Source organism: Nocardia sp. NPDC004278, from assembly GCF_053602975.1.
The window spans coordinates 1-23,284 of record NZ_JBSGEQ010000020.1 but is presented as its reverse complement, the minus strand read 5'-3'; the positions used below and the strand labels follow the sequence as shown (position 1 = coordinate 23,284).

The window sequence follows — 23,284 nt, the reverse complement described above, 5'->3', positions numbered from 1 at the left end:
AAATATCGGTTAACAATCCGAAGCGGTTCACTTACCCTCCCGTTATGGATCATCCCGAACGGCTGGAGAGTGGGCACCCATTCCGGCAGTGGAAGACGTGGCAGATCCCCGGAACTCGGCTCACTTTGACGGGGTATTCGCGGGCCAACGACAAGACGTTCTTCCATGTGCCCGGGCTTCGGTGCAGCCTCGATGCGGGATTGTGTGAGGGGCGGCAGGTGGACACTGTCTTCCTGACGCACACCCACCACGACCATTCGAAAGATCTCGACTTCTTGGCGTCCAAGGAGTCCGGTGTGGACATCTACCTTCCGGCCGAGGCAATGTCCTACACGGAGTCCTTCCTGCGTGCCTCGGCCGAGCTGAATCATGGGGCAGCCTACGACCCCGACTTGGGTGGAGGGTACCGGCTGCATGGCGTGCGGGGCGGTGACGAGTTCACCTTCGGGCGCCGAGGACATCACGTACGGGTCGTCGAATGCGAGCACAAGGTGCCCTGCGTGGGCTACGCGTTCGCCGAACGCAGCAAGGAACTGTTGCCGGAGTACGAAACGCTGCGACGCACCCTGATGGCCGACGGGCGCGGCGCCGAGTTCGGGCGTCTCATGGCCGCGAAACGCAAGGAAGGGGTGCAGGTCGAGCGAGAGATTCTGCGTCCGCTGTTCGCCTTCCTCGGCGACACGCACGTGAACGTCTTCGTCCGCAATCCGTGGTTGTTCACCTACCCGGTGATCATCACCGAGTGCACGTTCCTCCATGATTCCGAGCTGGAGCGTGCAGACCGCATCGGTCATACGGTGTGGAGCCGCCTCGAGCCGGTGATCGCGGCGCACCCGGAGACGCTCTTCGTTCTGACGCACTTCAGCCTGCGACATTCCGACCATGAGGTGCTGGAATTCTTCCGGACGGCAGCCGGGCAGCTAGGAAACGTGCTGCCGTGGGCGCATCCGGAGAGTTGGATGCCCGAGCAACACCAGGCCACGACGATCTGACGTCGAAAGTCGAACAAGGTGAACGGTTTCGAGTGGCGCATGCGTGGATCGAGCATCCGCCGACCTGGCGTATTCCAGCAGCGCGGACTTGCCGATCCCCGCCTCGCCACGCACGACCAAGGAAGCCCGACACGGCCACTGACACGATGTTCCACCACATCACGCCAGACCAGGGCGACGCACTGAGCTGTTTTTCGCACCGTTTCCACCGGAAACCCTAGTACCAACCGGGTTCTCGCCGCGGCATCAGCCTCGGCCCCTCAACCGATGCGCTGGGGATCGATACCGAGTTCGGACAGGTTCATGGCCATCTTGTGGTGCACAGCAGGAACCCGATCCAACGCGCGCAGCACGGTATTGCGCAGGCCGCGCAGCGGTGCGCTGTCCACGGTCGCGACCCGAGTCATCTTGTCGGTGAACGCCACAACGCTCTCCGCGACCGGTCGCCGTTCGGCCTCATAGGCGTCCAGGACGCTGTCATCCGCACCGTCGCGGAGCACCGCGGCGAGCTTGGCGGCCAGATTGAGCCCGTCCTGGAGACCGGTGTTCATACCCTGCCCACCAGCCGGACTGTGCACATGCGCGGCGTCTCCGGCGAGGAAGATCCGGCCCGCTCGATAGCGCGCGGCCAAGCGGTGGTGCACACGGAAGCGCGAACTCCACACGATGTGCTCCACCGTGGCTGGATGCTGTTGTGGGCCACGGGTACTCAGCAGGCGCTGGACGTGGACGTGGTCGGGCTGCGGCGGTGCATCGTCCACAGTGGCCACGATGCGGTGGCGACCGCCGGGCAGTGGCGCGAGGACGGTGACACCCTCCGGCGAGAAGTACAGCCGGATCTCCGCATCGGGCACATCACCGCCCAGGACGGCATCGGCGAGCACGAACGACTGCGCGTAAGTATCGCCCTCGAAGGCGATTCCGGACTGTTCGCGGACGATGCTGTGCATCCCGTCGGCCCCGATGACGTAGCGCGCCCGGATCGTCTCGCCGGTGGCCAAGGTCGCGGTGACGGCGTCGGGGTCCTGGGTCAGCGCGGTCAGCTCACACGGCCGCGACACCTGGCTGCCGGTCGCCTCCAACCGTTCCAGCAGTATCTGTTCGGTGCGGTCCTGTGGGATCAGCAGCGTGAAGGGATAGTCGGTGGGCAGGTCCTCGAAACCGACGTGCAGCAGCACGCGGTCGCGTTCGCGAACCGTGGCCTGCCCGACGATGATTCCCCGCGACACCAGCTTGTCGGTGACTTCCAGTTCGGTCAACACCTCGAGGGTGCGGGCATGGACGACGGCGGCACGCGAGGTGTTCTCCCCTGCGGCCTGTTTGTCGATGAGTACGACGGAGACACCTTTGTCGGCGAGCGATGCGGTCAGCGCCATGCCGACCGGGCCCGCACCGACGACGAGTACTTCGGTCTGAGTGGGAATATTCATGGTGGTGACGCTACGAACGATCCGACCGGCACCGCGTCTGTCGAATGACTGTAATAGCCAGCGTGATTCACACCGCCGGTTAAGTCATCGCATACCTGACGAGTTCGGCCCGCGAGGCCACCCCCAGCTTCGGAAACGCCTTGTACAGGTGATAGCCGACGGTCCGGGCGCTCAGGAACAGTTGGGTGCCGATCTCCCGATTGGTTGCCCCGGTCGCGGCCAGACGCACCACCTGAAGTTCCTGCGGGGTGAGCGAAGCCAGCGGGTCGGACTCACGGCCCTGGTCCGATATCGAGATCCCGGTCGCCCGCAACTCCGCCGCCGCGCGGTCGGACCACGGAACCGCGCCCAGCAGATCGAAGGTTGCCATGGCCGCCTGCAACTGGGTCCGCGCCTCGGCGCGACGGTTGTGGCGGCGCAGCCATTCGCCGTACATCAGTTCAGTTCTGGCCTGTTCGAAGGGCTGATCGCCACGCGCGTGCAAACGCAGCGCGCGCTCATAGAGATCCGCCGCGTCACCGTCGGTCAGCAGGGCGTGGCAGCGGTGCAGCACCGCGAGCGCCCATGGTTGATCGATTGCCTTGGCCCAGTTGGTGAACCGCGTCAGCGCCTGGTGCGCGCGCTGCCGATCACCGATGCGGACGGCGGCCTCGACATAGTCGGGATAGGCGTAGCGCCAGACGAATGCGTGCTTGCCCGGACCGGCTGCCGATTTGTCGAGCCGGTCCAGCACCTGCGCGTACCTGCCGTAGCCGGAGTCGAGTGCGGCGAGAGCGTAGGTGGCCCAGGTGATCCCGGTCATCCACATCCCACCCTCCTCGATCGCTTCCGCGGCCAGGGCCCGGCATTCCTGCTCCGCGCCCGCCGCCCCGGCCGACCATGCGGCGACCCCGGCCAGGTAGTACTTCCAGTAGTGCTGGCCGATGTCCTCGGCAAGCCGCCGTCCCTCGGCCGCGGTGGCTCGCGCCGCACGATGCCGTCCGGTCGCGAGTTCGGCGATCGCGAGCATCATCATGGCCTGGGGCATGCGCCCGATCCGGCCCGCGGTGCGGCAGGCGTCGACCAGTCGCGTCGCATCCCGGTACATACCGTCCACATCGCCACGGGCGAAGCCCAGATAGGCGGCGACAATATGCAGATCGACCGGCAGATCGGCGACATCGCCCAGGTTGTGCGGTGCGATATTGACGGCCAGCCGATCCCCTTCCAGCAGCAGGCGAATATCGCGCGCCAGCGCGTGAATCGCGTGCTCCGGCCCACACATTCCGGCTGCGAGGTCTTCGGTACGACGAGCCAGTACAAGTTGGTCCGGATGCGGGCGGCTGGACCAGGCGTAGATGGCGGCCCAGCCGAGCATCGCCAGGCAGGTCGGTCGATCATGCGCCGCCGTCGCAGCGAGTACGCGGACCCCGTCGTGCAGCAGCCGCGTTGCTTCGAGCGGATGTCCCGCCTCGAAGGCCAACCCGGCGCGCACCCGGGCCAGTTCCGCCACGATCGACGGCTCGGCGGGCGGCGGTCCGGAGTTCGCGCGCTCCGCCAAATCGGCTGCCCGCTCGGACAGTCCGGCCTCGTAGGCGGCGGTTGCCGCGATCGTCCAACGACGGGACCTATCCGCAGCGGCGGGTGAGAGTTCGGCGGCCCTGGCATAACCGGCACTGACCGCGATCTGGCCACCGCGGCGCCGCGCCCGCACCGCGGCGTCCTCCAACTGCGCGGCGACCGCCTCGTCGGGCAGTGTGGTCACTGCGGCCAGATGCCAGGCCCTGCGGTCGTCGTCCACGGCCCCTGCCAGTGCCCGATGCGCCGCGACCCGCTCCGCGACATCGCAGGCCAATCGGGCGGCGGTGCGGATGAGCGGATGCCGGAATTCGATGCCGGAGGACGTGACCCGGGCTAGATCGGCCTGTTCGGCGGGCGCGAAATCGGTCAGTGCGGCACCGAGCGCGGGTAGGGCCCTGGTCACCGGCTCGATATGTCCGCTGTCGTCCAAGGCCGCAACCAGTAGACACAGCCGCGAATCCTCTGGCAGCGCCCGGATCCGTTCCCGAAATCCGGTCAGCACCCGACTCGACGGCGGTTCGGATCCACCGAGTGAGTACCCGAGCGGTGTGTCGGCTCCGGCGCGCTGCGCGGGCGTGAGTGTGCGCGGAATCTCCAGCAGGGCAAGCGGATTGCCATCGGACTCGGCGATGACATGATCCCGCGCGGATGGTGCGAGGGTGGCTGCGGCATCGACGAGCTGTTGCGCGGCAGCGGAATCTAGCCCGGTCAGCTGCAAATCGGGCACGCCGGGCGCGAGAAAGGGACGTTCGCCGTCGCGGGCGGCGAAGATCAGCGTCACCGGCTCACTGTGCAGGCGCCGCACCGCGAACAACAGTGCGTCGGCGGACTCCTGATCCAGCCAGTGCGCGTCATCGATCAGGCACAGCAGCGGTCCATCCATCGAAAGTTCGGTGAATAGGCTCAGAGTGGCCAGGCCGATGAGAAAGCGGTCGGCCGGTGTCGCCGAACCGAATCCCAATGCCGCCAGCAGCGCATCGGACTGCTGTCGCGGCAATTCCGAGACCGTCTCCAGCACTGGACTCAGCAGCACATGCAGTGCGGCGAAAGGCAATTCCGTCTCGGACTCGATACCGGTGACCCAGAGCAGTCGAGCATCCGCCGACCTGGCGTATTCCAGCAGTGCTGACTTGCCGATCCCCGCCTCACCGCGCACGACCAGCGCGCCGGGACGCCCAGCAACGGCGTCAGCGAGCAGGGTCTCGATCCTCGCCTGCTCCACCGTGCGGCCGTACAACATCCGTTCGCCCTGACTTCCGTCCACTATCGATCAGACCGCACCCTAACGTCTTCCGGAAGCTTCTTCTCGATACCGGGACGGGATGCCCATGTTCGCGGGCGCGATGGCGGATGATTACGGTCCTCGACGTGCCTAGAGTGCCAATGGCGGGAGCCCGAGACGACATCGGCCGGGTGCAGCGCACGCCGCCGACCAGGGGAGGTCCGTTGGAGCACGAAACACCCATGCGGCCAGACGGATTCGACGGATCGGGGACGCCGTTCGTGCCGGATGACCTGTCCGATGTGATGGTGGTGGCCGGGGCGGCGCGGTCGTATCGCAACAGCGTGCACGAGGAAATCAAACTGGTGCAGGTGACGGGCTCGGGATTCACCGTGCGCAGGCGCGGCAGCGTGTATCGGGCCGCGCCCGGTGAGCTGGTCGCGCTGCATGCCGACGACGCGCACTCCGGGACGCCCGATGAGCTGGGCTCGGCAAGTTGGCGCATGATGTGCCTGTCGCCATCGCTGATCGCCGAGGTCATGCCGTCGGAGACGATGCGGTTCGGGGATGTCGTTGTCGGCGACCGCGCGCTGTCGAACCATTTCCGGACCCTGCACACCCTCCTGCATCGGCCCGGTGGCCGTCCTGGTTCGGCGCTGCACCGCGAGGGTGGCCTGCTGGAATTTCTCGGCGCGTTGGCGGTGCGCGCCGACCGGGTCGGGGTTCCCGATATCGGGTCGAATGCGGTCGGCCGGATATCGGAGGTGGTCCGGGATTACTTGCGCGAGAACGTCTCCCGCAATGTCACACTGGACGAACTCAGCGGCGTCACCGGCACCAGCAAGTACCAGCTCGTACGCGCCTGCACCGCGCATTTCGGTCTGCCGCCGCACAAACTGCATGTGCGCCTGCGCCTCGACTGCGTCCGGTGGATGCTGCGCGGCGGTATGCAGATCGCCGAAATCGCCTATGCGACTGGCTTTCACGATCAGCCGCATTTGACGCGCGCGTTCACCGCCGCGTACGGCATGACACCGGCGACCTATCGGGCGAGCTTCCACGGCACGGCGCGGCGCAGCTGGACCCTGAGTGCCGCGCAAGAACGTACAAGACCGATCCAGTCGAATGCGCCTAGCGTCGTGGTCCAGTCATGCGAAAGGGACACAGATGACGCTGCTCGAGAAGGTCGAGTTCACCAGTGACGGGTATCGGCTGGCGGGTGATCTGCACCTGCCCGATCCCGGCACCGAACGCGGTGCGGTGGTATTGACGGGCCCGTTTTCCGGTGTGCGAGAACAGGCTACGGGCTTCTACGCGGAGCGTTTCGCCCAGCGCGGTTACGTCGCATTGTCCTTCGACCACCGCAACTGGGGCGATAGCGAGGGCCTGCCGCGCCAGCACGAGGACGCCACCGCCAAGGTCGCCGACCTGCGGCACGCGGTGAGCTTCCTGGCCACGCGGCCGGAGGTCGACCCGAACAAGATCGCCGCATGCGGGGTATGCCTGGGCGGCATCTACGCGACACAACTGGCCGCATTCGATCCGCGGATCAAGGCGATCGCGCTCATCGCCGCCGCCTACAACAACCCGACGCTGATCCGAAACCGCTTCGGGGCGGTCAACTTCGCCGCCTTGCTCGAACAGTTCGCGCAGATCGCCCAGCGCCAGTTCGAAACCGGCGAGATCGAATACTGGCCCGCGGTCAACCCGGCCGGAATGCCCGCCGGAAATCCCGGCCCGGAACCGTTCGACTACTACGGAACCGACCGCGGCGCGCGGCCCGGCTGGGAAAACCGCTGCACCGCACTGTCGGTCCTGCAGGAACTGACCCTGGACGTGGATGCCTACCTGCCGCTGCTGACCGCCCCCGCGCTGATCGTGCACGGACGCGGCGACCAGGCCATCCCGGTCGCCGACGCCGAAGCCGCCTTCGCCAGAACCCCCGAACCCAAGGAACTTCTGCTGCTCGACACCACCAATCACATCGACCTCTACGACGACGACACCTACGTGCTACCCGCCATCGACCGCGCCGTAGCCCATTTCGACCGAAGCCTGTGACGCGGTCTCGACCGCTCGGCCGGATCGGACTGCGCGTATCCGAACTGTTCCTCGGCGCGATGCCCCTCGACGGGGACTGGCGCCGGGCGCGCGGCCTTCCGCGCTATTCGGCCATGGCTCTGGTCGCCACCGGCTGACCGGCGACCGGCTCGGTCGCCCGGCCGAGGCCGAGCAGCCGCCCGGCGACCTGCGGGTTCACCCGCGCTTCTCGGCGGATATGTAGCGCGCCTCCCGCAAACGGTCGAGCAGTTCGGCGGGCAAGTCGGCGGGCAGGTCGGTGATCGGGCGGCCGTAGCCGGCGGCCAAGTCGAAGGGCGTGGCGCGGTGGACCGACCAGCCGTGCGCAGACAGCCAGTCCCCGGGATCGGCGCGGTCGTCGTCGTACCACAGGTCGCGCACGTTCAGGCTGCCGAACGGGTTGTCGCCGAAGAACCTTTCCTCCATATCGAAATGGCGCTGGTCCAGGCCGCGGCCGAAGTCGTCGGTGGCCAGGCTGCTGCCGACCGCGGACAGGGCGTCGATACGTTCGAACAAGGCGTCGTGTGCCGAACCCGGAAGGAACGGCAACAGCCCCTCAGCCGACCACGCCGCCGGGAGCCCCGGCTCGAAATCCGCGGCGGTGAGCGCGGCGGGCCAGTCGTCGCGCAGATCGACCGCCAGTGCGCGCAGATCGGCCCTGGCCACGGCACCGTGATCGGCGAGCACGCGATTCTTGAACTCCAGCACACGGGGCTGATCGATCTCGAAGACGACCGTGCCCGCGGGCCAGTCCAACCGATATGCCCGCGCGTCCAGACCGGATGCCAGGATCACTGCCTGCCGCACACCGCGCTGCCACGCTGCGGCGAAGAAGTCGTCGAAAAACTTTGTCCGAACCCCCATGAACCGCCCGAACAAACCGACCGCGCCCACCGACGCCGGGTTGTCCAGCATCCGCAGAAAATGCGGTTCACCCGCCGCCTGGACGAACCACGCCGCATAGTCGTCGTGGATCATCGGCTCGGGATCGAGCGTCTCGAGTGCGCGAAACGTGGCGACGCCCAAGGCGGTCAGACCCACGCTCGTTACGATGTCCCAGCTGTCTCCGTCCATTCGCATAGATATCACCCCATGGTGTCAGCGATCATCAGAGCTCTGCTGAAGCGGAGTTAACGCCCCGCATCTATGCCATCGATCTTCCTCCCGGGTAGAACATCCGGGCAACGCCCGTACCCGCGTCCGCCGGTGACACCGTCCAGCGCGTGTCCCATGCACGCGGCGCTATCGGGCGTTGCGCGAACGTTGTGCACTGCCCCCTGTGCCCGCCTCCGAACGGCACGCCAAACCTTGGTCACGCGAGTGCCGGGACGGCCCGTGGGCGGTACCCGATGGCGTCAGTAACCTGAGATCGCGGCCGCGATCTCTCGGCGCGAACCCACCCCGAGTTTGGCCAGGATGTTCGATACGTGAGACTGAATTGTCCTGCGCGACAGGAACATCTGGGCGGCAATGTCGGCATTCGAGAAGCCCTCGGCCACCAAGGCGGCTACCTTGCGTTCGGTATCGGTCAAGGCGGCGCGTCCGGATTTGGGGCGGTTGCGGGGTCCGCGGACGCCGCGGCGAATTCCGTACGGGCGCATGCGCGCGACCGCACGAGCGATATCCCAGGACGCACCGAGGCCACTATAGAGCTCGACGGCAGCATCCAAGGCGCTGCGAGCGTCCGCGCCGGCCCCGTCCGCGGCGAACAATACGGCCGCGTTCTCGTATGCCTGCGCCTCGTAGAACGGGCGCCCCGCCCTGCGGAACTCGGCGGCGGCCGTGCGCAGTACGGCGGGATCGCGCTCGGCGACACCGCGGCACAGCATGGCGGTGCCGGTTCTGGCCGCGGTCGGTTGGCGCCGAGCGGACTCGGCGGATGCCATGACCACCGAACGAGCCGCCTTCTCGTCACCGACATCGGCGGCAAGGCGGGCGATATCCGGGTAGATGTAATACAGCGTGGGCGAGGTCAATCCGTCGGCGAGGCGTAGCTGCGCGTCGACGAGCAGGTCAAGTGCGCCACGCGGATCCCCGCGCGTCTCGAGCAGCAGCGCCTTGATCCACGGATAGAACTGGCCGTAACTACTGCTGCCGAGTTGGTCGTTCGGTGCGGGGATATCGTCCGGATCCGGCAGAAAGGTGCCGCGGTGGATGCCGATCAGCGCGGACAGGCTCTGCAGGATCGGCGTGTAGCCGAGGGCATCGGGCACCGACCGGCCCGAAGTGCATTCGATGATTGCATCGTCCCAACGTCCGTTCAGTACGTAGAGCCGCGCCTTGGCGGCCGCACTCGCACTGAGATAGACGCCGTGGATCCGGCGACTGTGTCCGATCGCCTTGTGTAGCACCACTTCCGCATCGGCGAACCGATCGAGTTCGATCAAGCAGTGCGCGTAGAGCACATAGGGATCGAACTGGTCGGAACCGAATCCGTTCTCGAAGACGGCCAGAATGCGGCTGCTCAGTTCCAATGCCTCGTCGAGATATCCCTGGACGTAACGCACGGCCCCCACCGTCAACAGCCCATATCCGGTCACGAGGGGGTTCTCGGTGGCATCCCCGATCGCCAACGCCTGTGCACCGGCCGCCTCCGCCGCGTCGAACCGGCCGAGGTAGAAATTGTTCAAACCGCTCATCCCGTGGAACCGGCCCGCGTCCTCGTCCGTAAGGTTCGGTGTGGCCAGGGTCTTTTCGGCAACGGCAACGACTTCACGCAGATCGCCGCGCGCATGGCAGGCCTGCATCAGCAACCACCGCAGTTCGATATCGTCCTCCGGCCGGTTCAGCAGGGCCGTGCGCACCAGGGCTTCGGCCTCGGCCGCGCGACCGTTCCACAGCAGCGCTTGGGCGTGCAGTCGCAGCAGTATCGAACGCATGCCGAGCTCCGCCGTGGCTGCCGCGCGTTGCAATAGCTGCATCGCGATCTCGGGCGCACGCACGATCAACTTGTCGGCCACCGCGACCAGCCAGTCGAGCGTCCGCGTATCGAGTTCGTTTTCCCCCGCCAGCAGGTAGTAGGCGATCCGCTCGATCGGTGCGTCGGTCGCCAACAGGATCTGTCCGGCCCGCCGCAGCAATCCGGCGCGCAGCGAATCGGGCAGCTGATCGGCGAGGACCTGGCGGATCAGATCGTGCCGGAAGACCAGCTCGGAGTCGGCGCGAGTAAGCAGTCCACCGTCGGTCGCCTCTGTGACCACCTTCCAGATTTCCATGATCGGACTGTCCAGCACCGCGGCCAGTTCCGGGACGTACACGGTCGGTCCGAGCGCCGCGGCCATCGGAAGTACTTGCCTCGCCGACCGCGACAGGAATTCCAGCCGCTGCGCAATCGCACCCGCCAGCGACGCGGATGGACCATCGACCAGTTCGGTTGGATCCGCGGTATCCGCGATCACCGTGATCGCCGCGTCGCGCAATAGCGAGGCCACCAATTCCGTTATGTAGAGCGGATTTCCGCCCGCTCCGACCACCTGTCGCATCAGGCCGGGCCCCGGAATCGCACCGACCATATGCCGAACCAGCTCCGCCGCGGCCGGTTCAGCGAGCGCGCCGAGCCGGATCATCGGGGCACGACGTTCCACGAGTTCGGCCGTCAACGCGACGAATCCGGCGTCGCGGGGCAGCGGACGCGCCGCCAGCACCAGCAGCAGTGGCAAATCACCGAGGACACCACAGAGCCGGTGCAGCACCGTGAGACTCTGCCGGTCCGCCCAGTGCACATCGTCGATGAGCAACGCGACCGGACCGGCGGCACACCAGGTATCGACCAAATCGAGGATTGCCTCGGTGATCGCGAATTCGTGCGTCGCCGCACCGTCGCCCGCACGATCCCCGCTGCGCAGCAGCGCACGCACCGGATCTGAGGCGCCGCGGTCGGCATCCAGCCATGAGCAGACCGCTGCGAAGGGCACCTGCCGCTGCAGTTCCTTCGCGGCGCCTCGGCGCACGAACAACCCGTCAGCGGCATATCGGGCACCGGCCGCGTCGAGCAGCGCGGTCTTGCCGATACCGGGCTCGCCCTCGACGAGCAGCACCGTCCCCTGCCCGGCGGCGGCGCGCCTACCCAGCGACACCGCAAACTCGACCTCGGCATCGCGACCGACGAATACGGAGGTGAGGGAGTCCGGCACGCGAGGGATCTTATGCGTCCGCATGCAGATATGCCCGCTGTCGATCGCCAGGTGAGCGCGGTATTCGCATCCGGGGATGCGGATGTTCCGACCAGCTATGACGGATGTTCCCGGTGCGCGCCTGCCATAGTGTCGCCGATTACGGCGGCTCGCCAGCAGCGAAACCGGCCGGGCACAACGCCATTCGAATTGCCACGAGAGCCGAGGAGAACCGTTGCAGTCCGAGGCACCCACTCGGCACCCTGCACTCGCGGTGGTGCGCGGAATCACACGGATCGGTGGTCATATCGCGAGGGAAGCGATCACCCGCCCACAGGCCCTGCGTGTGGCCGATGTGCCGGTGATCGGTCGAGAACTGACCACCAATTGGCTGACCGCTGTGCTGTGCTACGGCCATCCGGGTACCAAGGTCAAGAGGTTCGATATCGGGAACCCGTCCAGCGGCACCTCGACCCGGTGGAAATTGACTGTCACCTACAACGAGGCCGGGCAGGTGGCGGGCCTGCCGGAAAATCTGTTCGCCAAGACGACCGCGGGTTTCAAACAGCGGCTCACCCTCGACCTGGCCGGAATTCTGCGCGGTGAACCGGGATTCTTCAAACACCTACGCCCCCACCTCGATATCGAGGCGCCGCGCGGATATCACAGCGCGGTCGACAGCCGATCGGGGCGGTCGATCTCGCTGCTCGAGGACATAGTCCACACCAAGGGCGCCAGCTTCTGCACGCCGGGAAGGCCGATCGGGCGCGAACAGATCGAGGATCTGCTGCGCACGATGGCGACCTGGCACGCCCGCTACTGGGATGACGCGCAACTGCTGCACTATCGGTGGCTGAAGCCGCCGAGGGCGCATTTCGCCAATCTCGACAGTTTGATCGGCATGTCCAAACGGGCCCGGGTCGGGGCTCGGCGCGCCGCCTCGGTGCTGCCCGAAGTGCTTCCCGCCCACCATGATCGGCTCTACCGCGCATTGGAACGCGCACTCGAGATCGCCAGCACCGGCCCACAGACCTTCCTGCACGGTGACAGCCATATCGGCAATACCTATGTCACCGCCAGCGGCCGGATGGGTTTCACCGACTGGCAGGTCGTACTGCGCGGCAGTTGGGCCTACGACTTTGCCTATGTGGTCGGCTCCGGTCTGACGGTGGCCGATCGGCGGGCCTGGGAACACGACCTGCTCGGCGTCTACCTGGAGCAGCTGGCGGCCTGTGGCGCTCCGGCGCCCGATTTCGATGCTGCCTGGCTGGCCTACCGGCAGCAGGCGCTGTATCCGTATTTCATCTGGCTGTCGACCATCGGTCACAGCGCCATCCAGCCCAAGTACCAGCCCGACGAGGTCTGCCTCGGCATTATCGAGCGCACCGCGACGGCCGTGCTCGACCTCGATGCCGCCGGCGCCGTCGAGGCGTCCGGATGAGCGGCCCCGGAGGTAGTTGATGCGCATTGTCAGCAACCGGTGCCGCACCGTCGAATACACCGTGACGACGGCGAGCCCCTGCGCCATTGCTCTCGAGCCGTCGGCAATCGGAGCGCGCAGATGCTTCCACGACTGCCTGCTGCTGGCAGTCGGGGTGGACCGCGGCGACCGGGCATTGGCGGGCACCGCCGTACAGCTCGTCCGACGCATTGTCACCGAATCCGATGCGGGGCCGATCGTCGTCGACGGCTTCGCGTGTCTGCCCGGACCCGGTGAAAGAGACAGCACTCCAGTGGGATTCGATGTGCTCGCGGAACTCGCCGAGGCCCTGGACGTGCTGACCGAAGTGACCGAACGGCTAGAGGAACGCGGTGAGCAGGTTCATCTCATGCCGTTCGGCTGGTACAAGATGTGTCGCGTCGACCCGCTCGGCGGGTTCGGGACACAGCACATCATCCACATGTCGGCCAACGACGCCCGACAGTGCGAACCGGGAATGCGTTGGCACGGATCACGCTGTCACACCCTGGCGCATACTGCACTGGCCGCTCGGGCCAGGACCGTATGCGTATCACCTGATCGTGGCCGACGCTGATTCCGGAACCACAGCATGAAAATCCTCAGTAGCCGCTGCCGTACCTTCGAATACACCGTCACCACGGCCAGCCCGGTCGCCGTCTCGCTCGAACCGGCGGCGATCGGGGTGACGAATTCGTTTTCCGACTGTCTGCTGTTGATGGTCGGGGTGGAGCGCGGCGATTCACCCCCGTCGAAAGCCGCCACCAAGATCGTGCGGCGCATCGCGTCCAAAACCTATGCGTCGCATATCGTCATCAACGGCTTCTCCCATCTGGCCACCCCCGGCGAACGGTCGGATGTACCGACCGCGCTCACCGTGCTGGCGAGTCTCGCCGAATCCCTGGAAGCCCGCGGTGTCCTCGTCCACCTCATGCCGTTCGGCTGGAACAAGCGCTGGCAGGCCGATGTGCTCGACGGCGAATGGGAACAGCGAGTGGTCCACCTACCGGGATGACACCTCGTCGCACGACATCGGAGGGCCGAATCTACGACCGGTCAGGTCGGCGGCGAGTGGGCCGCGGCACGGTCTGCCCGCAAGATCGTAGAACGTCGCGCTCGCCGATCCGGTGAATCCGTCACCGTGCAGGGTCAGGTCGAACCGCACGATCCCCTTCTGCACCAGCCCCGGATCCGCACGGTCCACAGTGAATTCCAGGAAGGCACCCGATACATTCGACCCGTCGGCCCGCCAGGTACCCATGCCGTTGCTGTCGCTGGTGGCCCGGTTGCCGTGGTCCGGATTCGACTGGAGCATGGTGCCATCCGCGTGGAAGGTCATCACGTGGTATCCGAACGGCGCGCCATCGGCCACCACTTCCCACACGCCGACGACACTCATGCGCACAGTCCTGCCAGCAGTTCGATACCGCGGTCGATGCGGTGCTCCGGCACACCGGCGAAGCTCAGCCGTATCGCATCGCGCGGTGCGTCGGGTGCGGCGAAGAATGCGGACCCGGGCAGATAGGCCACGCCCGCTGCCAGCGCCCGAGGCAATACCGCGTCCGCGTCGAAATCGGTGGGGCCCTCAACCCATACGAACATGCCGCCGTCCGGCTCCGACCAGCTGAATCCGGTCGGAAAGTACTTCTCCAGCGCGTTCGTCACGGTATTCAGCTTGACCGCATACGATGCCACGAGCCGGCCGAGATGCGCGTCGCCCGCCGGGGTGCCGAGGAATTCGGCGGCAATGGCCTGGCTGAACGCCGAGGTCTGCATATCGATGCCCTGTTTGAGTGCGAGCACCGGCTCGAGCAGGTCGACCGGCAATACCGCGATGCCGATCCGCAGCGCGGGCGCAAGGGTTTTCGACAGCGACGTGATGTAGACGGTGTTGTCCGGGGCGAAGGACCATAGCGCGGGCAGCGGCTCACCCCGATACCGCAGGTCGGTGTACACATCGTCCTCCACAACCAGGGCCCGGTGCCAGGTGATCACCTCGGCGACCCGTGCGCGCCGGGCCGCTGACATGGTCCGCCCGGTCGGGTTCTGGAAGGTCGGCAGGAGATAGACGAACGCCGCATCATACTGCGCCAGTGCGATATCCAACGCTTCCGGGATAACGCCATCGGCATCGCATTCGACCTGGACGACCGTCGCGCCGTGGCTGCGGAACACCTTCACCGCCGGGCCGTAGGTCGGGGTTTCCACCAGCACCACGCTGCCGGGGCCGAGCAGTGCCATACAGACGTTGTGCAATGCGCCGGATCCGCCCGTCGCGATGTGCAAGCGGCTCGTCGCACATCCGATCCCACGGCCGGACAATAGCATTCGCGCCTGTTCCAGCAGCGGCGGAAAGCCCTGCGTGAGGCCATACTGCAATGCGGTGTTCCCGTACTTCGCAATCGCCGCGGCCGCCAGCGATGCGATCAGCTCACCAGGCAACAGGGCCGGATCCGGCGCGCCGACCGCGAAGGAGATCACATCCGGGCGGCGCACCAGCGTGGTGAACGCATCGTCGATCGGACCGCTGCGCGGCGCCGCGTCCCGGCCGAATGCGATGCTGGTGCGGCTCATGCGCGAGCGAGTTCGCGCCGCAGGCGCGCGGCGACCTCCAGTGCCGCCGCATCGAATTCCGGTGTCAATATCAGGTCGTTGCTGAAGAGCGGATCGGTACGGATGTCGAGGGCGGTCAGGCCCTCGGTGTCGCTGAGATTCACCGCGACGTGCACGACACCCTCCGGGATATACAGAAGTTCGCGCGGTCCGTGGAAGTACGGCGTCAATTCGGGGCCGATCAAGGTCACCGCCCGCCCGGTCAGACACGCCACGACTGTTTCACTGTGCGCGTGATAGTGCGCCCGCGCCACCTTCCCTGGCGCCATATTCACCATTGCCGCCGAAATGCCCCCGGCCCCACAGGTTTCCTGGGTGATACACGGCAGCAGGTGCTGCTCCTGGGGTCCCACAACCTCCGCTACATCGGCAGCGGCAACCACTCGTACAGTCTTCGAGACACTTTCCATCGGACATCCCAGATAGTTGAGAATGAGCTTGCGGCAATGCCGAGCGTCGAGAACGCTAGGACATGCTCACACCAGAAACATCCGTCACATCGGGCCGGAATATCCGTGTTCGACCTCGGGTGATCGCGGCGCACGATAAGACGATGCCGAAGCGCCCCGAGCGTGGCCAGCGAGTGAATCCTGATCGACCATACGGGCTTTGGGCCGAATATCCCCAACCACGGGGAAGCCTCGGCCGGAACTCGTGGCAACGTGGTGTCGCCCGGTGTGCGTCCCGCCCCGAGCGCGCAGGCATCCGGACAAGGAGGATCGTATGTCCGACGGCTCGAACGAGCTGGCGGTCGAACATCCCCGATCCGAGCCGTGGCCGGGCAGAGGCCCACATGGTGACGCGAATGGACGCGCTGACCGTCCGTCGCTGATGCCACACCGCAGGCGATGGCGGCGCTGATAGCCGCCGCCGAACGCGGCCTGGTCACCCGCGCGACGCTGTGTGCGCCATCCGAATCACGGTGAGCGGAAGCCTCAACCTCACTGCCAGAGTTGGTAGGTTGGAAAATTTCCTAATGGTTCACTATTGATTGTGCCGCTGTTTGACGGCACAATAGAGAGCAGACAACCTGCATACCCGGCACACACCTACCGACCAAGTCCGGGACCCACAGGACTAAGGAGATATCGGTAACCATGAACCTCAAGTCGAAGAAGGTCGTCATAGCTGGTGCGGTCGCCGGCGCGCTGGTCATCACACCGGCCGCCATGGCGATTCAGTCGACCCTCGCGGCCCCAGGGAGCCACAGCAACAGCAACGGCGGCGGTGCCCGCGGCGGCGGCTACAGCAACAACTCGAACGGCAGCCGCCGCGTGGCCGATCAGGATCACGCCGCCTCCGGCAACAACACCTCGAGCCGAGGCTCCTACGAGAACACCAACGACAGTGGTCGCTGGGTCTGGGTTCCCTCCGACGGTGGCCGCTGACCTATTCCCCTGCGGCTCTTCATATTCCGAATGCGACCGTCGCCCCGAAAGGGCGGCGGTCGCATTTGTCTGTGCACCGACACGGCGTGGCGCCTCAGCTTCGCGCCTCCCCGCCCAGCCGAGATTCAACCGTGGATATCACCCAGCCGCTGGACCTCGCACCCACAAAAGCACAAGCCCTACACAGCAGCCAATGACGCTCCGCTGGTACACAATTGACTACTTCGCAAGCGCACAATCGACGCTCGACACAGCTCGATGCCCTCCCGGACGGCACGCACAAGATTACGCGACCGTCCGAAAGGGCATCGGCGATAAGAAGATTCGCGGTAGACGACTCAGGTCAGGCTACCATCGGCACACAGGCTCGACGACCGCCACGATGGCCCCGGCCGGTTCGCGGCCATATCGAAGGTCCACTGCGAGACCGGCCCGGCTGCACGCCAGTACAGCCCGCCGCGGCCGTCCGCGACCGCCTCGTAGATGTCCTCCCGGCCCTCGATCAACTGGCTGCCGACGCAGGAGTCCATGTAGTCCGTGCCGGGCTGCTGCGCCCCCGGGCTGAACTGGCCTGCGGGGTTGCCATTGGTGCCGGGGTTGTACACGCTGCTGCGGCCCGGGGCCAATCCTTCACGGGACCAGCGTGCGAAGCCGAAGAAGTCCGATTGGCACCGGTACATCCAGCCACCCGCGGCGATCGCCACACCCTGCGGATGACCGACGCCCGCCCACAGGCAGCGCACGCCGATATCGGCGTTCGCCGCGGGGGTCGCGGCGCCCAGACCGAAGCCGCTGGCCGCCGCCGCGATCGCGGTGAGCAGGGTGAGCGCTCGAATCTTGCTGCCACCCTTGGTATTACAATCCGAAACTCGCGGCGCAGAGCGCCATCCGCTGAGGTTGACCATCGACGTCTCCTTAATCATTGTCGCCCCGTCGGCCGACGTCGATACGGGCCGAGGGGAGGTGCTGATCCCGCTGAATAATGTAACGCTAATCAACGGCACGTTAGGCCAAGTATCACCACACGTGGGAACGTTGAGTGAGGAGAAGTCGGAGCCGAGCACGAAAAGCGATGGTCACGCCCCTGGATCTACAGATCACGCCCCTGGATCTACAGATCGCGCGCCTGGATCTACAGATCGCGGAATGGAACTACAAGTCGCGGAAGGATCTACAGGACACGGCGCTACATGGCACGGCGTGGATCAACAACGGCCTGGAGTAACGACGGCACGGCCTGGAGTAAGAAAGGCGCACCAGCCCCAACGGCGGCACGCAGTGCCGCGCCTAGGCGTCCGGCAGCACTTCGGCGAGGTCGCTGTCCTGGTCGAGATACCGGGCGATGAAGCGGTTGACCAGTTCGGCGGTCACCTGCCCGGGCTGGATCTTGGTCTCGACCAGGCGTGCCGCGAGTGCCGCACGGTCGGTCGATGTGCGTTCCGAGCGCTGATACGGCTCCCACGCGGTCCGATGGAATAGATCGACGAACCGACGGGCGATCCGATCACAGTCCGCGCGCAGCCGCTCCAATTCGCCGAGCAGCGCGTCGACCGGAATGCCCGCGCCCGCCAGCTGGTCGAAGCTGCGGATCAGCTGCGGATCCGCGATGCGGTAGGTCGCGGCGTCGACCGGTTCGTACAGACCGGCCGAGACCACGCGGGCGAGGCCATTGGGCACCTCGCGGTAGCGCTGTTCGAGCTCGGTCGCCGCGATCGTGTCGACGGCGGACGGCGCGGTGGACTGCGTCACACCCGGCTCAGCGACACCGAGGATGTCACCGAGATCATCGCCGCGGTCCCAGGCCTCGAGCAGCTCCCGAATCCCGTTGAGCTTGATCCCCCGATCGAGCAGGCGGCTGATCGTCTGCACTCGATTGAGGTGATCAGGTCCGTAGAAGCCGGTGCGGCCCTTCACCTGCGGTGGCGGCAGAATGCCGCGCTCGGCGTAAACGCGCAGGCTGCGGACGGTCGTACCGGCCTCGCGCGCCAGCTCATCGATCGTGTACTCCACGTCGCCTGCCATATGTCTAGGAAACCACATCGAAACATTACCCGTAGGTAAGCATACGTCAGTCATGTCGGACACCTATGATCTGCGGGGCCGTTGTCAACCCGCAATGACACCGCAAACTATTCCCGCCCTTGGCAATTCGCCTCCACCAATATGGCCGCGGCCGGGCTTATCCTTCGGAGATGACCGAAGCGCAGGCTTCTCGAATTACCGTGACGGAACGGGAACGGGCGCTGGAACAACTGTCGCACCATCTCGGCACCGGACGACTCAGCCTGACCGAGTTCGACGAACGCAGCGCCAGTGCGGCGGCGGCCACCAGCAAAGGACAATTGGCGGAATTGTTCGCCGACCTGCCGGGCGTCACACCGCCCGCGCCACCGGTAGTACCCACGAGCAATGCACTGCAGAGACTCTCGACGATCGCCGCGCTGATCTCCATCGTCGCGGTCGTGCTCGCGGTCGCCACGGGCAACTGGCTGTGGCTGCTGGCCGGCACCGGAACAATCGTCGCCTTCGTCGTCCAGCGCATGCGCTGAGAACCGCTGGTCCCTGGCACCGCTCCCCCGCGAGCGCGTGCCCTACCAGCGGGTGCGGGGCCGAACGGAATTCGCCAAATCGACCAGCCGGTAGCGGTGCCAGCGATCGGGCGCGGTCCTGGCCAGCGCGCGCAGGCTGGTTTCGAGTCCGAGTCGCAGCCCCGCCGCGGTGACCGGGAAGCCGAGGATGGTCCGGTTCGGATTGCGCGGACGCCCGCCGACCCGCAGCCACTCCAATGCGGCGCCGACCACGATGACCTGCAATTGCAGCGTTCGGGCATCATCCGGCAGCGCCTCGAGGCGGTCCGCCGCGGCGCAGATATCGGCTTCGGTGATATCGGCGATCGGCCGCGAGACCAGCAGCAAACATCCGGTGGTATGCGCGACGCCGTGGTGGCGCGACGCCGCGGGCACCTGGTCCAGCACGGTCACCGCCTCGAGCAATTCGCCATCGGCGGCCAGCCGCCGAGCCAGGCCGAAGGCCGCGCTCACCACGCCGTGATTGGTGCGCCACACCGCCCGGTAGTGCTCGGCTGCGGCGCGGTGCCAGCGATCCGAATCGGCGGGCCGATCCAGATGTTGCAGTACTAGTTCCGCGGTCGCGGCCAGGGCCAGTTCCGGACCTATCTCACCGGGCAGCATCGAATGCACGATCTCGAAATGCTGCCAGGCCCGCTCGTAATAGCCGTCGAGCAGCGCGGCGACGCCCACGTACCACTCGATGCGCCAGTCCGCGCCGTAATCGGGCCGCAGATCGGCGAGCAGCTGACAGGCCGGAACCGTTTCCCTGAGGTCGAGATAGGCGCGAACCGCACACAGCGGTCCCTCTAGATCGAAGGATTCCGGTGCGACGATCGTGCCTGCACGGATGCGTTCGTGTGCCCGACGCAGCGCGTCCAGCGCGTGCCGTGGTTCGCCGTGCAGCAGGGACGACAGCAACTCAGCGCTGGGATCCTCGCTATCGATCAACGGCGTCGGTAGTGCCGCGACGACATCGCGCGCCTCGAGCACCGGCATGCGGTCCATGCCGTCGACGATGCCGTCGGTCTGGCCGATGAGTGTATCGGTGCCGAAATCGTCTCGCATGGAACTCAATTCGACCGACGGCTGCGGATGCTCCAGGCCGGTATCGATCGCGAGAACCATGCGCAGTGCGCCAGCGAGCTGACAGTACATCGAATACGCGGACGGGAATCTGCGCTCCGGCTCCGGATCGGTCGCACGCAGCAGCAATCGATACAGGCACGGGTAGCGCGCCAGCAGTGGATCCTCATCGGGCTCCGGAATGCCGCCGAGAAAGTGACCGTCGCGGTCGCGCGGCAGGTCCAGCGCCAGCGCGGCCAGCGTCCGGCCGACGGTGTAGATATCCGAAACCACGGTCGGCCCGGTCTCGGTGATCTCGGGCGCCTGGTAGCCGGGGGTGCCGTAGATGCTGCCGTAGGAATCCATGGCCGCGACCGCACCCAGGTCGATGAGTTTGACCTCGTGCTCGCTGACCATGATGTTGTCGGGTTTCAGATCGTTGTATGCCAATCCGAACGAATGCAGATAGTCCAGCGCGGGCAGGATTTCCATGATGTAGGCGATGGCCTCGACAACCGGAATGCGCTCCTTACCGCGCAGATCGAGCATCTTCTTCAGCGATTGCCCGCCCACGTATTCCATGACGATATAGCCATCGGCAATATCTCGACCGGAGCGATGCTTGACGAAGTTGTAAATCTTTACGACACCGGGGTGCGCCACCTCGGAAAGGAATTGGCGCTCGGCAAGCGCAACCACATGCGCTTCGAAGTCGAGCGGGTTCTGCAATCCCTTCAATACCACCCACCGATCGCTGACATTGCGGTCGACGGCCAGATAAATCCAGCCGAGTCCGCCGTGCGCCAGCGATCCCTGCACCTCGTATTGATCGGCGACCAGTTCGCCGCGCTCCAGGGTGGGACGGAAGTTGAACGGCGATCCGCACCGGCCGCATTCGCCGACCACAGCGCCGGGTCCGCTGGCGCTGCGGCGACCGACCGGCTCCTGACATTTCCAGCAGAACCGTTTGGGTTCGGGGACTTCGGGATCGGCGAGGATGGCGGTGCGCGGATCGACCGGCGCCACCCGGGGCATCGGCACGAGCCCGGCGCCGAGCCGCCGCACGCTCGGACGGGAACGGCCGCTGCGCCCGGAGACGGGCTCGTCGAGTTCGAGTGGATCGGCGCCGGTGTCCGGATCGGTCACCGGCATCGTCGCGCGGCTATCGTCGGGCCGCAGCTGCAGGTCGGTCGATGAGAACCGTTGCGCCGGAGTGCCTTCCACAATGCTGGGCCCGGACCATGGATGCTGGCGGCGTTGCGACGGTTCGACCTTCGACATGCCTCGGGTTGCCCAGGGGTGTGGCGTCCGCCGCGGTACCTCGGTACCGCGCATCCGCCGATTCGCCCATGGGTGCGGCAGCGGATTCTCGGAGGCGCTGGGTTGCTCCGGCATGGGAACCTTTCGAGCCTGTTGAATCAGGGCCCCATTCTCTTCCCCAAGCCGCCGCCGCGCGCACTGCTTATTCCCTGCAATGGGAATAGCTCCGCCCCGGACATGTTGTCCGGGGCGGAGATCGGTTTACTTGTCGTCGGGCTCGTCGAGGATGACGACCGCTTCACCGTCGCGCACCCGCGGCGGCCGCTCGGCCAGCACCGGGAACTGACCGGTGATGCCCTCGCGTTCCTGGGCGACCTGCAGCACCCGCTTGCGAGCCAGGAACCACCCGCCGACGAAGGCCGGGGCCACCACCACGAACATGGCGATCACCGCGCCCCGCTGCTCGATTTCGTGGCTGCATGCCATCAGCACGATCACCGCGACCAGGAATACCAGCGTGGCGTAGCTGGTGTAGGGCGCACCGAACAGTCGGAACGACGGACGTTCGACCAGACCCTTCTTCGACCAGCGGAACAGCTGCAGCTGGCAGACCACGATCGCGCCCCAGGCCGCGATGGTGCCGAGAGCGGACATGTTCAGCACGATCTCGAAGGCCTTGTCCGGCACCATCGCATTGAGCCCGACACCGACCAGCGCGATCGCGCCGGTGGCGAGGATGCCGACGTAGGGCACACCGCCGCTGGACATCCGCGAGGCGATCTTGGGCGCGCTGCCGTTCATCGACATCGAGCGCAGGATGCGGCCGGTCGAGTACAGACCCGCATTGAGGCTGGAGAACGCCGCGGTCAGCACCACCAGGTTCATGATCGAACCCGCACCGCCGACACCGAGCTTGGAGAAGAAGGTGACGAACGGGCTCTCGCCGGACTTGAAGGCGACGTAGGGCAGCAGCAGGCCGAGCAGCACCAGCGAGCCGACGTAGAACAGCGCGATGCGGGCGATGACCGAGTTGATGGCCCGCGGCATGATCTTTTCCGGATTCTCCGCCTCACCGGCCGCGGTGCCGATCAATTCCACTGCGGCGTAGGCGAATACGACACCCGTGGTGACGGTGACCAGTGGCAGCAGACCGGTCGGGAACAGTCCGCCGTTATCCGAGATCACGCTGAAACCGGTGGTCTGACCGTCGATCTTGAACCGGCCCCCCAGGAAGATGGTGCCGATGATCAGGAAGGCGACGAGCGCGACGACCTTGATCAGCGCAGCCCAGAACTCCAGCTCACCGAACCACTTCACCGAGATCAGGTTGATGCTGACCACGATGGCCAGCGCGACCAGCGCGATCAACCACTGCGGTATCGCCTCGGTGGCTCCCCAGAAATGGACATAGGTCGCGATCGCGGTGATGTCTACGATGCCGGTCATGCACCAGTGGAAGAAGTACATCCACCCGACCGCGAAAGCCAGCTTCTCGCCATAGAACTCACGCGCATAGGAAACAAACGATCCGGAGGAC

Annotated in this window: 20 protein-coding genes; 9 read left to right on the top strand and 11 right to left on the bottom strand. The window is 66.1% G+C overall.

Annotated features, from left to right (window positions below):
- The first annotated feature begins 44 nt into the window (after positions 1 to 44).
- The gene (locus ACWEO2_RS27180) at positions 45 to 992 is read left to right on the top strand and encodes an MBL fold metallo-hydrolase (protein ID WP_452407894.1); all 948 of its coding nucleotides are present in this window, start codon (positions 45 to 47) and stop codon (positions 990 to 992) included.
- Positions 993 to 1,252: 260 nt separating this feature from the next.
- Here the strand turns inward: ACWEO2_RS27180 and ACWEO2_RS27175 are convergent, their stop codons facing one another.
- Positions 1,253 to 2,422, bottom strand: a complete 1,170-nt coding sequence (locus ACWEO2_RS27175; protein ID WP_452407893.1) for an FAD-dependent monooxygenase — start codon at positions 2,420 to 2,422, stop codon at positions 1,253 to 1,255.
- A gap of 79 nt (positions 2,423 to 2,501) precedes the next feature.
- Complete coding sequence (locus ACWEO2_RS27170; RefSeq protein WP_452407892.1) at positions 2,502 to 5,222, bottom strand: helix-turn-helix transcriptional regulator; 2,721 nt, start codon at positions 5,220 to 5,222, stop codon at positions 2,502 to 2,504.
- Positions 5,223 to 5,350: 128 nt separating this feature from the next.
- Here ACWEO2_RS27170 and ACWEO2_RS27165 point away from each other — a divergent pair, with 128 nt between their 5' ends.
- Positions 5,351 to 6,406, top strand: a complete 1,056-nt coding sequence (locus ACWEO2_RS27165; protein ID WP_452407891.1) for a helix-turn-helix domain-containing protein — start codon at positions 5,351 to 5,353, stop codon at positions 6,404 to 6,406.
- Positions 6,372 to 7,265 (top strand): alpha/beta hydrolase, encoded by an 894-nt coding sequence (locus tag ACWEO2_RS27160; RefSeq protein WP_452407890.1) that lies wholly within the window; start codon positions 6,372 to 6,374, stop codon positions 7,263 to 7,265. Before ACWEO2_RS27165 ends, ACWEO2_RS27160 begins: the two co-directional genes overlap by 35 nt.
- Positions 7,266 to 7,460: 195 nt before the next feature.
- Here the strand turns inward: ACWEO2_RS27160 and ACWEO2_RS27155 are convergent, their stop codons facing one another.
- Positions 7,461 to 8,363: a class I SAM-dependent methyltransferase gene (locus ACWEO2_RS27155; protein ID WP_452407889.1), complete on the bottom strand. Its 903-nt coding sequence runs from the start codon at positions 8,361 to 8,363 to the stop codon at positions 7,461 to 7,463.
- A gap of 275 nt (positions 8,364 to 8,638) precedes the next feature.
- Complete coding sequence (locus ACWEO2_RS27150) at positions 8,639 to 11,416, bottom strand: helix-turn-helix transcriptional regulator (protein ID WP_452407888.1); 2,778 nt, start codon at positions 11,414 to 11,416, stop codon at positions 8,639 to 8,641.
- Positions 11,417 to 11,630: 214 nt separating this feature from the next.
- Between ACWEO2_RS27150 and ACWEO2_RS27145 the strand changes: the two genes are divergently transcribed.
- From ACWEO2_RS27145 to ACWEO2_RS27135, 3 genes are read left to right on the top strand one after another with little or no spacing between them, the layout of a single operon-like run.
- On the top strand, positions 11,631 to 12,836 hold the full coding sequence (locus ACWEO2_RS27145) for a phosphotransferase (RefSeq protein ID WP_452407887.1): 1,206 nt from the start codon (positions 11,631 to 11,633) through the stop codon (positions 12,834 to 12,836).
- 19 nt (positions 12,837 to 12,855) lie between these two features.
- Positions 12,856 to 13,431 carry a hypothetical protein gene (locus ACWEO2_RS27140; protein WP_452407886.1) on the top strand — a complete coding sequence of 192 codons (576 nt, stop codon included), beginning with the start codon at positions 12,856 to 12,858 and terminating at the stop codon, positions 13,429 to 13,431.
- A gap of 15 nt (positions 13,432 to 13,446) precedes the next feature.
- Positions 13,447 to 13,869: a threonyl-tRNA synthetase editing domain-containing protein gene (locus ACWEO2_RS27135; RefSeq protein ID WP_452407885.1), complete on the top strand. Its 423-nt coding sequence runs from the start codon at positions 13,447 to 13,449 to the stop codon at positions 13,867 to 13,869.
- Here the strand turns inward: ACWEO2_RS27135 and ACWEO2_RS27130 are convergent.
- From ACWEO2_RS27130 to ACWEO2_RS27120, 3 genes are read right to left on the bottom strand one after another with little or no spacing between them, the layout of a single operon-like run.
- Positions 13,858 to 14,253 (bottom strand): hypothetical protein, encoded by a 396-nt coding sequence (locus ACWEO2_RS27130; protein ID WP_452407884.1) that lies wholly within the window; start codon positions 14,251 to 14,253, stop codon positions 13,858 to 13,860. The genes ACWEO2_RS27135 and ACWEO2_RS27130 overlap by 12 nt on opposite strands.
- Positions 14,250 to 15,428 carry an aminotransferase-like domain-containing protein gene (locus ACWEO2_RS27125; RefSeq protein ID WP_452407883.1) on the bottom strand — a complete coding sequence of 393 codons (1,179 nt, stop codon included), beginning with the start codon at positions 15,426 to 15,428 and terminating at the stop codon, positions 14,250 to 14,252. The genes ACWEO2_RS27130 and ACWEO2_RS27125 overlap by 4 nt, the downstream gene beginning before the upstream one ends.
- Positions 15,425 to 15,850 (bottom strand): cupin domain-containing protein, encoded by a 426-nt coding sequence (locus ACWEO2_RS27120; RefSeq protein WP_452407882.1) that lies wholly within the window; start codon positions 15,848 to 15,850, stop codon positions 15,425 to 15,427. The genes ACWEO2_RS27125 and ACWEO2_RS27120 overlap by 4 nt, the downstream gene beginning before the upstream one ends.
- A gap of 714 nt (positions 15,851 to 16,564) precedes the next feature.
- On the opposite strand from ACWEO2_RS27120, the gene ACWEO2_RS27115 reads away from it, so the two are divergent.
- Complete coding sequence (locus ACWEO2_RS27115) at positions 16,565 to 16,855, top strand: hypothetical protein (protein WP_452407881.1); 291 nt, start codon at positions 16,565 to 16,567, stop codon at positions 16,853 to 16,855.
- Between the two features lie 338 nt (positions 16,856 to 17,193).
- On the opposite strand, the gene ACWEO2_RS27110 is transcribed toward ACWEO2_RS27115, so the two are convergent.
- Positions 17,194 to 17,760, bottom strand: coding sequence for a hypothetical protein (locus tag ACWEO2_RS27110; RefSeq protein ID WP_452407880.1), 567 nt, complete (start codon positions 17,758 to 17,760; stop codon positions 17,194 to 17,196).
- A gap of 167 nt (positions 17,761 to 17,927) precedes the next feature.
- On the opposite strand from ACWEO2_RS27110, the gene ACWEO2_RS27105 reads away from it, so the two are divergent.
- Positions 17,928 to 18,080: a hypothetical protein gene (locus tag ACWEO2_RS27105; protein ID WP_452407879.1), complete on the top strand. Its 153-nt coding sequence runs from the start codon at positions 17,928 to 17,930 to the stop codon at positions 18,078 to 18,080.
- Positions 18,081 to 18,142: 62 nt separating this feature from the next.
- Here ACWEO2_RS27105 and ACWEO2_RS27100 read toward each other — a convergent pair whose 3' ends face one another.
- Entirely contained in the window at positions 18,143 to 18,877 is a 735-nt protein-coding gene (locus tag ACWEO2_RS27100; protein WP_452407878.1) for a MerR family transcriptional regulator, read from the bottom strand.
- 170 nt (positions 18,878 to 19,047) lie between these two features.
- Here ACWEO2_RS27100 and ACWEO2_RS27095 point away from each other — a divergent pair, with 170 nt between their 5' ends.
- Positions 19,048 to 19,404, top strand: a complete 357-nt coding sequence (locus ACWEO2_RS27095) for a DUF1707 SHOCT-like domain-containing protein (protein ID WP_354959540.1) — start codon at positions 19,048 to 19,050, stop codon at positions 19,402 to 19,404.
- Positions 19,405 to 19,446: 42 nt separating this feature from the next.
- Here the strand turns inward: ACWEO2_RS27095 and ACWEO2_RS27090 are convergent, their stop codons facing one another.
- The gene (locus ACWEO2_RS27090) at positions 19,447 to 21,882 is read right to left on the bottom strand and encodes a tetratricopeptide repeat protein (protein ID WP_452407877.1); all 2,436 of its coding nucleotides are present in this window, start codon (positions 21,880 to 21,882) and stop codon (positions 19,447 to 19,449) included.
- 126 nt (positions 21,883 to 22,008) lie between these two features.
- Positions 22,009 to 23,284, bottom strand: a 1,276-nt coding sequence (locus ACWEO2_RS27085; protein ID WP_452407876.1) for an amino acid permease, incomplete at its 5' end; no start/stop codon positions are given.